The sequence below is a fragment of the Brevibacillus sp. 1238 genome, assembly GCF_029892995.1.
Taxonomy (GTDB): Bacteria; Bacillota; Bacilli; order Brevibacillales; family Brevibacillaceae; genus Brevibacillus; species Brevibacillus parabrevis.
In genome coordinates this window covers 192,936-208,696 of the sequence record NZ_JARXWC010000006.1, presented here as the reverse complement: position 1 = coordinate 208,696, position 15,761 = coordinate 192,936, and the positions used below count along the sequence as shown (strand labels likewise).

Here is a 15,761-nt window from a genome sequence, read left to right as displayed (position 1 = left end):
AAAAAATTATCTGCCCACCCCTAACCTTTTTTCTATACTTCCATTCAATTTAACCAGAATTTTCTCAAACAGCTTGCGTTCCTCCGCATCCAAGTCGTCGAGCAAGGAAGCGCAAGTCGCCCAAAAGGTCGGCAGCACATTGTCAATCAAGTCCACTCCTTCTTCGGTAATACGGACATGAATCATGCGGCGATCTTTGGCGCTTTGCTCGCGGGCAATCCATTTTCTTTTTTCCAGCCAGTCGAGCAGAGCTGTTGCAGAAGCCCGGCGAATCCCCAGCCGATCTGCGATGGCCGAAGGAGTGACCAGTTCTCTTTCCTCATGCAGCAGAAGCAAAAGCAACAAATCCAGCTTGCTCTCGGTAATTCCGAACGCAGACAAATCCTCGTCGATCACATCTAGGACATTGTCACTGAGCCACAACATCAGCAATCCCATCTGAGCCGATTTGCGATCCGTTCCCTTTGCCATCGTGTTGTTCATCAGTTGCAAATAAGGAGCGATCCCTAATTTGGGCAACTGTTGATCCACTGTGCTTTCTTTTGCCATGACATCACCTCTGTAATTCAATTAGATTATCTAACTAAATTCAGTTATATCTTATTTTGCCTGATCTTGCAAGCAGGAAACTTCTCAGTGAAGCCAACGGGCACCTCCCTGACGAAATGAGGTTGCGCGGGTTTGGCACGACGGGAGCGTCCTTCTCTGGGCGCGGTGCCTTTTTATATATTCTGCTGTCTGTTTTGCAAAAAAGCTGCCACAGCAGCGTGTTTACACGCATCTGCCTACCTGCCTCGGTTAGCAAAAAGAGCCTGCCACCTTGGGCAAGCCCCTCTGCTTTTGCAACATTTTTTTACAACAAAGTCGAGCCGTCCGCTACAGCCTGGGCGTCTTCGCGGGTGATGAGAACAGCCCGCGCCTTGCCTCCGCTCTGTCCAGCGACGTAGCCGTCCGCCTCCATCATCTCGATCAGGCGGGCAGCGCGGTTGTAGCCGACCCGGAAGCGGCGTTGCAGCCCGGATGCCGAAGCCTGGCCCTGGTCTGCCACGAACAGCAGCGCCTCCATATACAGCGGATCATCCCCTGCATCAAAAGATTGCACCTGCTGCTCCAAATCTTCCTTGCTGAACAGGTACGACGGCTTGCGCTGCTTCTTGATCGCCTGCGTAATGCGCTCGATCTCATCGTCAGAGACGAAGTTGCCCTGCAAACGCACCGGGGTGGTGCCGCTCTCCAGGAACAGCATGTCGCCTCGTCCCAGCAACCGTTCCGCCCCCGACTGGTCGAGGATCGTGCGGGAATCCACCTGCGAGAATACGGCAAACGCCAAACGCGTCGGCACGTTTGCCTTGATGTTGCCCGTAATGACGTCCACCGAAGGCCGCTGGGTCGCGAGCAGCAAATGAATGCCGCAGGCGCGCGCTTTTTGCGCAATCCGGATGATGCAATCCTCCACATCCTGCGGGGAGACCATCATCAAGTCTGCCAACTCGTCAATGACAATCACGATATACGGCAGCTGATCGTCTGTCGTCTGGTTGTAGCGGTCAATATCCCGCACACCTGCGTCGACAAACAGGGCATAGCGCTTTTCCATTTCCTCGACCGCCCATTTCAGCGAGGCTGTCGCCTGCTTCGCGTCGGTCACAACAGGTGTGACGAGGTGCGGCAAATGGTTGTACGGTGCCAGCTCGACCATTTTCGGATCGATCAGCAAAAGCCGTACTTGTTCTGGCGTCGCTTTGTAAAGCAGGCTGACGATGATCGAGTTGATGCAGACGCTTTTCCCTGATCCGGTCGAGCCTGCGATCAGGCCGTGCGGCATTTTTTTGATATCCGCAATAATCGGCTCGCCGCCGATGTCCATGCCGAGGGCTACAGCCAATGGCGACGAATGCTGCTGGAACTTTTCCGATCCGATGATCTTCTCGATCAGTACAGGCTGGCTCGCCAAATTCGGAACCTCGATCCCGATCGCGTTGCGTCCCGGGATCGGCGCTTCGATCCGAATGTCTTTGGCCGCCAGATTCAGCTTGATGTCGTCGACCAAGCCGGTAATTTTGTTTACCTTCACGCCAGGAGCAGGCTGCAACTCAAAGCGCGTGACGGAAGGGCCTTTGACGATCCCGACGACCGTTGCGCTCACGTTGAAGTTGGACAACGTTTCTTCCAAAAGCAGCTTTTGCAGCTGCGTATGCTCATCGTCGTCATCGCTTGGCGGCGGGCTCGGATTCAACAGCGCAAGCGTCGGCAAGCAGTACGGAGGTTCCGCGATTTCCGCTTCGCTTGGCTCGGATGGTGTGCTTGATTGCGCCGTACTTGCAGGTGGATTCGCGCTCGGACCCGGTGTTGCCACCCCGGCGGCTGGCGATGTCTGGAAGCCAGTCTGTTGTCCAGCGTTTGGCAGCTGGATCACGGGTGCTTGCGGTGCTGGTTGGGCGTTCTCTGTAGCAGCATCCGCCGCTAAAGCCGGGGATGCTTCGGCTGTTTCTGGCTTCGCTTCTGCCACGGTCAAGGTTGCTTCGGCCGATTCCAGCTTTGCTCCCGCTACGGTCAAAGTTGGCTCGTCCGATTCCGGCTTCACTCCTGCCACGGGCAAGCTTTCTTCGCCCGACTCTGACTTCACTCCTACCACAGTCAGCGTTGCTTCATCCGACTCTGGCTTCGCTCCTGCTACGGTCAGCGTTGCTTCATCCGACTCTGACTTCGCTCCTGCCACGGTCAAGCTTCCTTCGCCCGTCTCCAGCTTCGCTCCCACCACAGTCGACGTTGCTTCATCCGACCCTGACTTCGCTCCCGCCACGGTCAACGTTGCTTCATCCGACTCTGACTTCGCTCCCGCCACGGTCATTGTCGCTTCATCCGACTCTGACTTCACTCCCGCCACAGTTAGCGTTGCTTCATCCGACTCTGGCTTCACTCCTGCCACGGGCAAGCTTTCTTCGCCCGTTTCTGGCTTCGCTCCCAACACGGTCAACGTCGCTTCACCCGACTCCGGCTTCACTACTGCCACAGTCGATGTTGCTTCATCCGACGCTGACTGCGCTCCCGCCACAGTCAGCGTCACTTCACCCGACTCCGGCTTCACTACTGCCATGGTCAAGCTTCCTTCGCCCGTCTCCAGCTTCGCTCCCACCACAGTCGACGTTGCTTCATCCGCCCCTGACTTCGCTCCCGACACGGTCAACGTTGCTTCACCCGACTCCGGCTGCTTCACACTCGCTACAGACGAAGCTTCACCGCCCGACTCCGGCATCGCACGCGCCAAAAGACGGTTGACATCGGCATCAAAATGATTGTTGCTTCCCGTAACAGCAGGCTTGGCGCTATCGACTATTTGCCCTTGTCCGTGAACAGCCGCGAAGCCCTCCTCGATTCCTGTGCGCACGGCGTCGCCTAGCGCTGCGATCAGCTTTTGCTGCGCCTGCATATCGCTCTCGTCGGTCACCGAACGCCCCTGCGCTGTTAACGTCGCCCCCGCTGCTTCCGCGGTTTCAACCGCTTCACCTGCACCCGCTTGTTCTCGCACGACCACAAGCTCCACGTCAGGCTGTGCCTGCCCCTCCGCGATCTCCGCAGTTGCCGCGGCTTCGTGAAGTTCTCCCTCTGTCTCGGCTTGTCCCGCTGCAAACGCTGACTCTCGCTCCACTCCTGCGCTTGCGCCGCCACGTTCCGCATCCGCCAACTCGCCATCTGCTTCGGTTGTCGTCGCATGGTCGGTCGAGAGCACGACCGCTTGCGCCTCGCCTTCCTGATGAACCGCGTCACTCGCTGCCCTTTGCTGCCATTCTTGCGTGTTTTCTGGACCTAGACCTGACTCATACGCCCCGTCCAGCTGCTCTGTCTGCCCTGGTTCAGTCGTCCGTTCAGTTAGCTGCCCGACTTCTGTCTTCTCGCCGTCTCCGTGTTCACCGCCAACCATTTCTGGCGGCTCCACAACAATACGTCCAGGCTCCGAAACCGCTGCTTCCGCCTGCGAAGCCACAAAGGCCGCTGCTGCTGCCTGGTCCTGTGCATCCGCGATTTCCTCTGCTGCCTGCTCAAGCGGAACAACTTTTTCCCCACCTTGCTCGCTGACCCGGCTGTCCGCCTTCGTCGCGCTTGCGGCATCAATGGTTGAATCGCTTGCAAAACCGTTTGCGGGGTCGCTTGCTGAACCCGAATCGCTCGCTGAGTGCACATGCTCCCACGTCTCATCCGGGAAATAACGCTCGCTGATTTCCTGCTCCCACTGCTTGAGCTGCTGGAGATGCTCCTCCTGCTCCAGACGCGGGTACACGATACCGCCTGTCGTATGGATGCGATGCTCAGCCTCACGGGTAGCCGGGGTGATTTTGCCATACACGGGCGACACAATCTCCGATGGCTGGTACGCCTTCTTTCCTTCCGCAATCGAAGGCGCGCGCCCTGCGCTGTCCGGCTGTTTGACAGGCTCCCTTCTCGGTGTCTCGCGTTTGTACTCGGTGGTAGCAGACGGCTTTTTGGCTGCGCCCGTCTCTATAGGCTTGTCCGGTATGTATTCTTCGCGTGCGGCACGAAAAGACTCGCGGGAAGACTCCCTGACGCTTGGCTCCCGCCGTTCACGCACGGGCGGCTGAACTCGCTGGGCCTCTTCTGTCGCCTGCTGCTTCATTCTCTCTTTTCGCTTGTTCTCCAAATAATCGTCTGGCACGACAGGAAAACGAAACTGACGATCCCTGCGTGGACGCGCATCCTCTATATTCCGGCTACTTACCCGCTCTTTCGGGTAAATGCTTTTCGTCTTCGCTTGGGGCTGGCGGGGAGCCGGGCTTGCAGGAGGAGGACTCGCTGCCGGACGCCCTTCCACTACTTCATCTTGCTCCTCTTCGCCCTGAAAAAATTTCATCAGCTTTTGAAGCCACAACCACATGTTGCAACGTCCTTTCTTTGCTAACCATCTATTCCCTTTCATCTTACCATGAAATCGGCGCCGAATTAGACCGATTGTGATTTTTTTCCGTATTTGCGAAACCTTTTCTTTACTAAAACGTAATACATAGAGGAACAAAAATACAAATACATAGGGGAGGAACACAGCATGTGGAAAAAAGGAAGTGCCCTACTGCTCGCAGGTATGCTGGTACTCACTGGATGTGCTGGTGAGGCTTCACTGGTGCGCGATTCGATCGTGGCATCCATCGATAAACCAAACTACGACTTCCAAGGCACTGTGAAATTGACCGGAGACGTAGACAAATTGCCTCAGGCATTTGGGGAAACCAATCCTGACAAAGAAGGACAAGCCATTTTGTCCGCTTTGAAAGCAGGGGTAACAGTAAAAGGCTCCCAGCTTGACTTGAAAAACGCAAAAGTTCAACTGGAAGTAAACGACGACAAACTGCTGCGCGACAACAAGCTCTGGACTGGCGACAAAAAAGCGTCTGTTGAGCTGCTCGTAAGCGACGACAAAGTATTCGTGAAATCTCCGCTCGACAACAAATACTTGGCTGTGGATGCAAACACTTCCGGCGCTTTCACTGGCGTAAGCGGAAACGACAAGGCAAACCCGGCGAAACTCAAAGAATACCAAGACAAAATGAACAAGCTGACGCTTGACTTCATCAAAAAATACGTAGGCAAATACGGCTACAAACTGGCTGATGCGAAAAACCTCGGCACAGAAACCGTAACCTTGCCAAACGGCGAAAAAGTGGAAGCGACTCACGTAAACGTGAAGATCGATGCCAAAGAACTGGTAAAAATGTTCTTCTTCACTGCCAACGACGCGGTAGCAAGCCAAGACGTCAAAACGTTCGCAATCGACATGCTGGTGCTGACCAATTCCCTGACAGAAGAAATGTATCCGGAAATGGGCAAAACGACAGAGGCAGAAAAACGCGCCAATGCCGAAGCTACCATCAACGAAGGCTTGAAAGAAGCAAAACAATGGCTGGAAGAGACAGGCAAAACATACACACCTGAAAAAATCGTAGAAGAAATGAAAAAAGAAGGCTTCCACAAGCTGGCTTGGAACCTCGACTTCTACGTAGACAAAAACAAAATGCCTGTTCACCAAAAGAGCGACCTGAGCGTAACGTTCCAGGCGCCAGAAATGAAAGAGCCTTTGACAGTCGGTCTGTTTGCTGATCAATACGCGTTCAACTTCGGAAAAGCAACCAAGTTCGAAATCCCTGCAAAAGACGCTTACCTGACAGCGGAAGACCTTTACAAAGACGAAAAAGCGATCAACAACTTCAGCGACAAAGGCTTCATGCGTCACTTTGCACAAAGCCTAGTGGACGATCTGAAATGGCAAAAAGAACTGGAAGCGGAGTGGGCTGAAGAAGTAACTCCAGCTACTCCTTAACAGCAGCCTTAGCTGCACTTGTACAAAAAAAGCACGGCGCATTTACGCGTCGTGCTTTTTTTCGTAGGTGAGGATGCCCGCCTGCTCCAGATAGGCCAGGACCGCAGCAACCGACTCCTCAATCGACTGCTCGCTGCTGGCGACGACAAGCTCTGGCTGATCCGGCTCCTCGTAGGGCGCAGAAATTCCGGTGAACTGGCCGATCTCCCCGCGCCGCGCCTTTTGATATAGCCCTTTCACGTCTCGCCGTTCGCATTCTTCCAGCGGACATTGGACGTAGACTTCGATAAATTCCCCTGCCGCTACCAAACTGCGCGCCAGCTCGCGATCCGAGCGATACGGCGAAATAAACGCGGTCAGGACAATCACGCCTGCATCCACAAACAATTTGGCAACCTCGCCGATGCGGCGAATGTTCTCTTTTCGGTCCTCTTCCCCGAATCCCAGTCCCTTGTTCAAGCCGTGACGGATATTGTCGCCATCCAGCACATAGCTCGCCAAGCCGCGCTGATTCAGCTCGTGCTCGACCGCGTTGGCCAATGTCGACTTGCCCGCCCCGGACAAGCCCGTGAACCAGAGAACAGCGCTTTTATGTCCAGCGCGCTGCTGCCGCTGTTCTTTCGTCACCGTTGTCGGGTGCCACACAATATTCGCAGCACTGTCGTTCGCCATAGTCGTTCCCCTTTCTTCCCTTCCTTGCCAAAAAGCTGCTTGCCTGGTCATACGGAGATCGGCCGCAACCCCTCGATCAGCACTTGCGCCACTTCCGGACGGCTAAATTCCGCTGGCGGAGCTTCGCCGCGAGACAGCATTTCCCGCACCTTCGTTCCCGACAAGGCGACATGGTGTTCAGCGCTGTGCGGGCACGTCTTCGCAGATGCCATATTGCCGCATGTCTTGCAGTAGAAGCTGTTCTCGAAAAACAGAGGCGTGATGCCCAGTTCCTCAGGCTGGAACTGGCGGAAAATATGCTGGGCGTCATATGTACCGTAGTAGTTGCCGACCCCCGCATGGTCCCTGCCTACGATAAAATGAGTGCAGCCGTAGTTTTTGCGCACCAGCGCGTGGAAAATGGCTTCGCGCGGCCCGGCGTAGCGCATCGCGGCAGGAAACACGGCCAGTTCGACCCGCTCAGCCGGGTAGTATTTGTCCAGGAGCACCCGATAGCTTTTCATCCGCACTTCGGCCGGAATATCATCGGATTTCGTCTCGCCCACGAGCGGATTGAGAAACAGGCCATCGACGGTTTCCAATGCCGATTTCTGGATGTACTCATGCGCCCGATGCACAGGGTTGCGCGTCTGGAAGCCGACGACCGTTTTCCAGCCTTTGGCGGCAAACGCCGCTCTCGTTTCCACCGGGTCGAAATGGTGAGCGGCAAACGCCCCTTTATCAGCTCGCCGCACCAACGTAATCGGCCCGCCGAGATACACATCAGGACGTTCCAGCAGCTTTTTCACGCCGGGATGGTTCTCGTCGTCCGTGCCGTATATGAGGCGCGCTTCCTGCCGCTTATCCGGGGAATAAATGTCGGAAATTTCCAACAGGCCGTACACCTCGCCCTGATAGACCAGGCGCACCGCGTCTCCTGCTTGCAGACTTCCTGCCACAGCTGCTGAAACGGGAAGCGTGATCGGAATGCTCCAGACCGATCCATCGGCCAGCCTCATGCGTTCCACGACAGATGTATAGTCGTGCCGATCCAAAAATCCGGCAATCGGACTGTATCCTCCGATCGCGATCAGCTCCAAATCTGACAGGGCAAAAGCATCCAGTTCGACCTCTGCTGTCGCACGGGACAGGTCCGCGGTCGGATCAAAACGGTTTACCAGTACGTTGCCATGCGGAATGCTACCACTCACTTTCAAGCCCTCCTCATCCATATCCGTTTTCTCTATCTTCACACTCACTTGGCGAGATGCAGCCCGCACTCTGTCTTGCCCAGATGCGACCAGCGACCAGCGCGTTCGTCTTCGCCCGCTCTGACCGGACGCGTGCATGGCGCGCAGCCGATGCTCGGATAGCTTTGGTCGTGCAAAGCATTGTACGGCAGCTCGAACACGCGGATGTACTGCCACACCTCTTCTGCCTTCCAGTGAATCAGCGGGCAAATTTTCAGCGACTGAAACTTCTCGTCGCGATTGACAAACTGGACGTCTGCTCTTGTCGCAGACTGTTCGCGGCGCAGTCCTGACATCCAGGCCACAGTGCCCTTCAACACGCTTTCCATCGGCTGCACTTTGCGCAAGTGGCAACACAGATCCGGCTTCGCAATCCACAGTTCGTCGCCGTGCTCTGCTGCCTGCTGGGCAAGCGACAGCTGCGGCTCCTTGATCGTCAATTGCAGCGCAGGATAGCGGGCGCGCACTTTTTCAATCAGCTCATACGTCTGGGCAAAATGCAGATGGGTATCCAAAAACGTGACGCGGGCGTCTTTTTTCACATCGCTGATCATGTCGATGAGCACCATGGCTTCTGCCCCGAAGCTGCACGAATAGATCAGGTCATCGCCAAACGTCTCGTAGGCCCACTTGATGACATCGACGGTATCTCCCTTTGCCAGCGTTTTGTTGATCGCGGCAAGCTGCTCGGCTGTTGCCGTGTCGTAATGTAAACGGCTCATATGCCCCCTCCTTGATCGTTGATGGAACTGTTTTCCCTGCGAATCAGCCGGATCAGTCCTACGAAGCCCAATGTCGCTACGAATACGCTCACGAGCACGACGAGCGTGTACAAATCCGAGCGCAAAAAGAGATGGACAAACGCGAAGGAAACGACCAGCGAGGAAACAGGCGAGACAATCCAGACCATGAGAATTTGCTTGATAATCCCTTTTTGCCACAAAACAAAACCTCGCTCAGACGTCCCGACACCCAAAATCGCGCAAGTAGTCGCCTGCGTCAGAGGCACGGGAATCCCGAACAAAGACGCGACGATCACCAATGTCCCACCCGTTGCCGATACGGCACTCCCTTGTAAAAGCGACAGCGACGTAATTTTCTTGCCGTTCGTTTCCAGCACTTTTCCGCCCAGCAACAGGCACCCGGCAGCGACGGCCAAACCGCCGAGCCACACGCCGGAGTCGGTCGACATCAAGCCTGCTCCCACTAACGGGCCAACCGCATTCGCTACGTTGTTCATTCCGGCTGAAAACGCTTCGTATACCCCACACAAAACGAGCAAGATCGTCAGCCAGCGCTCTCCTTTGGAGCCTGGTTTTTGCAAGTCTGGCCAGCGCCGCTCCACACGGGAAATGACCCTCCCGGCAACGTAGGCTCCGATAAAAGCCGCGATTGGCACCACGATCCAAAAGAACAGAATGACGAGAATGTGCCCCACAAACAGCGACTGATAAGCAAGCCCTACCCCGACAATCGAGCCCACCGTCACTTCGCTGGTCGAGAGCGGAATCCCGAGCAGGTTGGCGCCGAAAAGCGTCAGTGTGGCGGAAGCAAGGATGATCACGACGACCTCGATGCTGAGCAAATTCGTCGGAATAATTCCTCCGCTAATCGTCTTGACGACCTCGCCGCCGCCAAGCACAGCTCCAAGCAGAGCCGCGATGGCGACGAGAATCATCGCAAGCAGCTTGCTTTTAACCGCTCCGCTGCCGTATGCTGCACCCATCGAAGCAGCAGTCCCGCTTGCGCCGATATTCATTGCAAAAAACAAAGCGATGGCGATGGCGACGTAACTCCAATCCACGAGCAGCCCTACCTCCTGTCATGCCAATCTGTTTTTCCAAAAAAGCAGGGGCGCCGGATTCGTTACACTGGCGATTTGCTCATGCGGATGGATTCCTTGGGCAAAGCTTTCCAGGCTATCGTCGATGACGATGCGCCACCCCATTTTTTTCGCCACCTGCTGTGTACGCTGGTTGGCGCAAAAGAGTGGCACATTCTCCCAGCCAGCCCCTGCAAAATCCGCCAAGGCAGGCAAAACCTCGCCGTCATCGGCTGCAAACCAGTCAAACGGCCGCTTTTTTATCCAGGAAACAATCGGATGCGTCTCCTCCCACTCCAGGACTCCCCCTGCTGTGAGATGGATGACATCTGCCGCCGGATGGGCAAGCGCTGCCACGCCTTTTGAGCGCAGATGCAAAACCCGCTGTTCCCCGTTCTTTTGCACAAGCTCCTCGATCAAAGCCGACGAAGCGAGCGACTCGGCAAAGACCCGCTCCGGATACAATCCTCTGTCCGCCAGAAACAGGGCTGTACGCTCCCCGCGCGCGGCGAGCTTGCACGTCAGCTTTCGCAGGTCAAAGCGGCGCCTGCCAAGCTCCGCGAGAAACGCCCTCGCTTGCCGCTCGTCGTCGAGCAGCACCCAGCTGTATGCCGCCATGTCTTTTGGCACGCCCAAGCATTCCGCTGCCAGCAAGGGCCGCTCCGCAAGCGGCAGGGGGACCACTTCTGCCCCTAGCTGCTCCAGGCGGTTCGCCAGCAGTTGGCTGCCTGATCCTGTCCGGGTTGCCACGGCCACCCGCTGTCCGAACAGGGGCCGAGACTCGTACCAGTTCAGTTGCTCGCGAAGCTGCACCACTTCGCCGACAATGATGATCGCAGGTGCCGCAAAACCTGCTTTGGCTACATCCTGATCGATCGTCGCAAGCCTGCCGACCAATGTTTGCTGCTCGCCAACCGTGCCCCATCTGACCAGGGCGACTGGGGTATTTCCCGCTTTTCCGCACGCAAGCAGTTGCTCTTGAATGTGCGGCAAATTTTTCACGCCCATGTAAATCACGAGCGTCTCCACTCGGGACAATGCCTGCCAATCCGCTTGCTTGTCGGCATTTTGCTCGCAGAGATGTCCGGTGACAAAAGCGACGGAGGAGCTGAACTGGCGATGGGTCAGCGGAATGCCCGCATAGAGCGGCGCAGCCATGCCGGAAGTAATCCCCGGCACGATCTCATACGCCACGCCATGCTCCACGCACATTTGCGCCTCTTCGCCGACCCGGCCGAACATGCTCGGGTCCCCGCCTTTTAGGCGCACGACGTTATTCCCCTGTTTGGCTTCTCGTATCAGCAGGAGGTTGATCTCTTCCTGCGGCAGCGTATGGCTGTCTCTTTCCTTGCCGCAGTAAATGAGTCTGGCTTCCCTTTTGACATGGGAGAGGAGCAACGGACTAGCCAGACGGTCGTAGACGACGACATCCGCATTTTGCAGCGCCTCCATCCCGCGGATGGTAAGCAGTTTCGGATCGCCGGGGCCTGCCCCTACAAAGACGACTCTGCCAGCATTCATTGTTGATCACTCCTCCTTGACGCCTTCCTAGCATGAAAAGCAAAGCTGCCTGTTTCACATCCGGTTAGCTGAAACGGGATGTCTCCACGACGTAGCCGACTCCCTGACGGCCGAGCGGCTTTTTCTCGACCAGACTCAGCTCCTTGACCTTCGGCGGGACAATCGTGTGCCGAAGCAGGTTGTTTTCCGCAGTGGAAAAGGCACGCTCATCCGATTTCGCAATCACGACCACGGTCAGCAACTGGCCTTCTTCCAGCACAGCCTCCAATTTGTACAAATAGCTCTCGGCTTGTTCCTCTGCCATGGTACTCCCTCATTTCCTCAGATTGCGTTTTTCGCTCGGCTTGGTTATGCGGTTTGCAAAATGCTGTCGACTTGCTCCTGAATCCGGGCAAGCCCGACCCGTTCGACGTAGCGCCAGTATTCCTCGCCCTCCAGCCGATCTTCCTTGTAAAGCGCGATCAGCTGCGCCAGGAAAGCCCCCAGCCTGTCTACGGTGACGCGCGCGTTCAGCTTGCGGTTGAATTGCGGCTCTTCCAGCGTTCCGCCTACGTGGACATCAAAAGCTTCGACCATCCCGGCTGGCGTCTTCACCAGCGCGCCTTGCAGACCGATGTCGGCAATCTGGCGTTGTCCGCACGAGTTCGGGCAGCCGATCATGTGGATGCGCAGCGGTGTGTCGAGCGAAACCGCATCATCCAAATATTGCGCCAGCCCGCGCATTCTTTCTTTTGTCTCGACGATAGCCAGATTGCAATACTCGATGCCTGTGCAGGAGACGGCATATCCGACAAACGTATTCGGCTTTAGTTTGAAACGGTTGACAATCAGCGGTTCTTGGCGGAACGCCGCCACTTTTTCTTTCGCAATATTGCGGATCAGGATATTTTGCGTGTTGCAGGCTCCGATCGTGCCATCCCCGTATTCGTCTGCCAGACGAGCCAGTTCGATCAGCTCCTCCGCGTTCATCCGCCCGACGGGAACAGACAGCCCTGCGTAGTACAATCCTGGCTGGCGCTGCTCGTGCAGACCGTAGAAGTAACCGCCGTTCCAGCCTTTCGTCAAATCCTCTCCGCCAGCTTCCAGCTCGCCTACCAGTTGGACAAGCTCTTCCTTGAACTTCTCCGGTCCCCAGTCCGCCACCAAAAATTTCAGGCGGGCATGCGTGCGCTTTTGCCGATAGCCGAAGTCGCGGAACAGCGTCGTGACGCCTGCCGCCACTTTGACGACTTCTTCCGGACGGACGAAAATATCGAGCTTTTTCGCCAAATACGGCTTTGCCGACAAGCCTCCGCCCACCCAGACGTGAAAGCCGATGACTTCTTCGCCAGCGATGACTTTTTTTGCCGGAGTAAAGGCGAGGTCGTTGATTTGCGCATGGGCAGCGTTGTAAATGTTCGCAGATACGGACATTTTGTATTTGCGCGGCAGGTTGGAGAAGTCGCGGTTAAGCAGGAAAAACTGCTCCAGCTCGGCTACGATCGGGCGCGTATCCAGCACTTCATGCGGATCGATTCCTGCGAGCGGATTGCCCATGATCTGCCGCGGACAGTCTCCGCAAGCTTCGAAGGACGACAAGCCAGCGGCACCGAGCCGATCAAAAATGTCTGCGAGCGACTCTACGGTCAGCCAGTGAAACTGGACAGCCTGACGCGTCGTTACGTCGACCAGATCGCGGCCGTAATCCTGGGCGATTTTGGCAAGCACTCTCGCTTGCTCGCTGCTCATGATCCCGCCAGGTATGCGCACACGCATCATGAAGTGGCCGTCTTTCGGGCGTTGCTGGTAGACACCCGCCCACTTGAAGCGGTCCATATCAGAAGATTCGATCGATTCGAAGCCTTCTTTGGAATAAGTGTTGACGATTGTCTCGATGACATCCAGTCCGTCCTTTTCCAGCTTGGTAAATTCCATTTTGTTCAGGGACGGATCATCTGCCCACTTCCACTGTTTTCTCTCTGCCATGCTCATACACGCTCCTTTGCGTAAAAAGGTCTGTTACAAGTGCCATGCGAATCGATTGGGCAATCCAATCAGCAATCAGCGGATGGGGCAAATACGCGCTGCCGTTATACCGATACGACAGCTCTGCCAGCCGTGCCGGAATCGCCTTGCGGGTGAAATACCCTTGACTGACAAACAGAGGGAGCACGATGACCTCCCCTTTTTCCGAGAGCGCCACGACTTGTTCCCGCAGCGTGTCTGGCCGAAGCGTCGCATATCCGGCTGCAGCAAAGGCATAGCGGTTTTGCAGGCGAAACGTCATGCGGCGCAGCAGCTTTTCCCATCGCTCCTGGCATCCCGGCCAGTCGCTGCCGTGACCGACGAGCAACAACGCTTCCTTGCGAGGATCTTTTGCCAGCTCCATGGCGCGCTGTCCGACGATCTGCTCCACCAGCGAATGATCTTCCAACGGCGGACACCATAAAATCCTCGCCCGAACAGGAATGCGCACCTGCTCCGTCTCCCAGGTGGGCCAAGGCGTAAGCCCCAGCATCGCCCGTATCTCTGTCACATGATTGCTGCCCGCCGAGGCAAACAGAGGAACCACGACAATCCGCTTCGCTCCGGATGCCTCCAGGCGCTTCCACTCGTCGCTGATGCTGCGCCCTTCTACTCCCCCCAGATAGGCGACCCGGGTCGGCAGCTCGCTCTGGCACTGCCTGACTGCTGATTCAACCAGATTCAGCCAGTCGGGATCGGGAGAACCGTGAGCGATTACCAAAGCCGCAGTTTTTGCCATCGGATATACCCCTCATCCAAACTTATTTAGTAAATCATATGTGTTTACTCGGAATTATAAATGGGTTGCTTTTCCGCGTCAACAATCAATTCGTATTTCTTCGGTATAATCTTCACGAAAATAGCTTCTTTTCTGTATTTTCCCCCGAAAAGTCATGAAAAAAAGCTGCCGGCGCACCGACAGCTCACTCTTCTTCGTGTTTCTTTCTCGTTCGACGATACAATAAGTCCAGACTTTCTTTTAACGTCTCGTACTCTTCTTCCCGCAAGCTCTCGATTTGCTGGATGTAGGAAATCGTCTGCTTCCGGATTTCTTCTGTCAGTCGGTCGGTTTCGGAGTCGCTTTTGGCATCGTGCGTCTCCGTCCAGTGGGTCGCAAAGTTGGCTGTCAGCGCACCGATCATGCCAATCCCTGTCACCATCAAAATCGTCGCCATGATCCGCCCGCCTGACGTCACAGGGGAAATATCCCCGTACCCTACCGTCGTCGTCGTCACGATCGACCACCAAAGCGCATCGGTGAAGCTCTTGATATTTTCGTTCACGCCGTATTCCAGCAAATAAATCGCTGTCGAGCTCCAGAGCATGATAATCGTAACGACCCCGAGAACTTGCCGCATAGGGCCGGAGCGGATGACGCCAAGCAAAAACGGAGAAGCCCGCACAATGCGCACCAAACGCAGGACACGCATGAACCGGGCCAAATACAAATACTGGTCCAAGGGAATCATCGCCACCAGATCGAACCAGTTGGAGATGACAAACTGCCGCTTGTTTTTTGCCTTCCACAAGCGAACCATATATTCTGCGATGAGCATGACGATAAGCCCGTTGTCGACCCAATGCATCAATTCGTCTGTCAGCAGCGGGTGGTTCGAGAAATCAGCAAAAAGCAAAATTGCATACGTAATTACTAGCATGATGACGAATATCTCATACATGACGCGCCAAAACACGAAGGACTCCTCCCGAGGACCGATCCCGCTTTTCTATATCTTAGTAGCTGATGAGAGCCGCCATCAGCAAGCCTGCCGCAATGCTCAGCCGGGAGGCGAAAATGCCGACAGAAACGTTGCCGTTCGGGATTTCCGACACCACTTTGAACGGCGTGATCCACTCGAACAAATAAAAAATAACGACTTGAAACACCATGCCAACCAATCCCCACACGACCAGATCCAACAGGTTGACGGAGTGATAGACAGCGGATGCAAGCACGATCGCCAGACCGATAATTTTTCCGCCCAAATCGTGTGCCGCTGCTTTCGCCGCCGCCATTTTTTTCGGGTCGTCTGTCTGTGCCCCGTCTTTGATCAACGCAAATTCCTTATACGGAGTCGTAAACGTAAAAACGAAAATGCCGACTGCCAATATCGGAATAGTCACGGCCAAATAGGCCAAAAAATTGAGTATGTAACTCCATTGTGTAATCATGCCGCACTCCTCT

At 55.6% G+C, this 15,761-nt stretch carries 13 protein-coding genes; 1 reads left to right on the top strand and 12 read right to left on the bottom strand.

Annotation, left to right across the window (positions count from 1 at the left end):
• Positions 1-6 precede the first annotated feature (6 nt).
• Together M2298_RS16255 and M2298_RS16250 are read right to left on the bottom strand one after the other, a co-directional pair.
• Positions 7-549 (bottom strand): MarR family winged helix-turn-helix transcriptional regulator, encoded by a 543-nt coding sequence (locus M2298_RS16255; protein ID WP_274874155.1) that lies wholly within the window; start codon positions 547-549, stop codon positions 7-9.
• 304 nt (positions 550-853) lie between these two features.
• The gene (locus M2298_RS16250) at positions 854-4,891 is read right to left on the bottom strand and encodes a DNA translocase FtsK (protein ID WP_348521714.1); all 4,038 of its coding nucleotides are present in this window, start codon (positions 4,889-4,891) and stop codon (positions 854-856) included.
• Between the two features lie 168 nt (positions 4,892-5,059).
• Between M2298_RS16250 and M2298_RS16245 the strand changes: the two genes are divergently transcribed.
• The gene (locus M2298_RS16245; RefSeq protein WP_122963940.1) at positions 5,060-6,328 is read left to right on the top strand and encodes a hypothetical protein; all 1,269 of its coding nucleotides are present in this window, start codon (positions 5,060-5,062) and stop codon (positions 6,326-6,328) included.
• Between the two features lie 42 nt (positions 6,329-6,370).
• On the opposite strand, the gene cysC is transcribed toward M2298_RS16245, so the two are convergent.
• The 10 genes from cysC to M2298_RS16195 all read right to left on the bottom strand — a co-directional run bounded on the left by cysC (position 6,371) and on the right by M2298_RS16195 (position 15,748).
• Positions 6,371-7,000, bottom strand: coding sequence for an adenylyl-sulfate kinase (gene cysC, locus M2298_RS16240; RefSeq protein WP_217022342.1), 630 nt, complete (start codon positions 6,998-7,000; stop codon positions 6,371-6,373).
• 47 nt (positions 7,001-7,047) lie between these two features.
• Positions 7,048-8,190, bottom strand: a complete 1,143-nt coding sequence (sat, locus tag M2298_RS16235; protein ID WP_122963938.1) for a sulfate adenylyltransferase — start codon at positions 8,188-8,190, stop codon at positions 7,048-7,050.
• Positions 8,191-8,234: 44 nt separating this feature from the next.
• Complete coding sequence (locus tag M2298_RS16230) at positions 8,235-8,951, bottom strand: phosphoadenylyl-sulfate reductase (protein WP_122963937.1); 717 nt, start codon at positions 8,949-8,951, stop codon at positions 8,235-8,237.
• The gene (locus M2298_RS16225; protein WP_122963936.1) at positions 8,948-10,033 is read right to left on the bottom strand and encodes an inorganic phosphate transporter; all 1,086 of its coding nucleotides are present in this window, start codon (positions 10,031-10,033) and stop codon (positions 8,948-8,950) included. Before M2298_RS16225 ends, M2298_RS16230 begins: the two co-directional genes overlap by 4 nt.
• Positions 10,034-10,051: 18 nt before the next feature.
• Positions 10,052-11,572 carry a uroporphyrinogen-III C-methyltransferase gene (gene cobA, locus M2298_RS16220; RefSeq protein WP_280648736.1) on the bottom strand — a complete coding sequence of 507 codons (1,521 nt, stop codon included), beginning with the start codon at positions 11,570-11,572 and terminating at the stop codon, positions 10,052-10,054.
• Positions 11,573-11,636: 64 nt separating this feature from the next.
• Positions 11,637-11,876, bottom strand: coding sequence for a DUF3906 family protein (locus M2298_RS16215; RefSeq protein ID WP_063228036.1), 240 nt, complete (start codon positions 11,874-11,876; stop codon positions 11,637-11,639).
• 44 nt (positions 11,877-11,920) lie between these two features.
• Complete coding sequence (locus M2298_RS16210; protein ID WP_280648735.1) at positions 11,921-13,537, bottom strand: nitrite/sulfite reductase; 1,617 nt, start codon at positions 13,535-13,537, stop codon at positions 11,921-11,923.
• Positions 13,503-14,315 (bottom strand): sirohydrochlorin chelatase, encoded by an 813-nt coding sequence (locus M2298_RS16205; protein ID WP_122963933.1) that lies wholly within the window; start codon positions 14,313-14,315, stop codon positions 13,503-13,505. The genes M2298_RS16210 and M2298_RS16205 overlap by 35 nt, the downstream gene beginning before the upstream one ends.
• Positions 14,316-14,499: 184 nt before the next feature.
• Positions 14,500-15,270: a potassium channel family protein gene (locus M2298_RS16200; protein WP_122963932.1), complete on the bottom strand. Its 771-nt coding sequence runs from the start codon at positions 15,268-15,270 to the stop codon at positions 14,500-14,502.
• Positions 15,271-15,310: 40 nt separating this feature from the next.
• The gene (locus tag M2298_RS16195; RefSeq protein ID WP_063228032.1) at positions 15,311-15,748 is read right to left on the bottom strand and encodes a DUF350 domain-containing protein; all 438 of its coding nucleotides are present in this window, start codon (positions 15,746-15,748) and stop codon (positions 15,311-15,313) included.
• Positions 15,749-15,761: the final 13 nt, after the last annotated feature.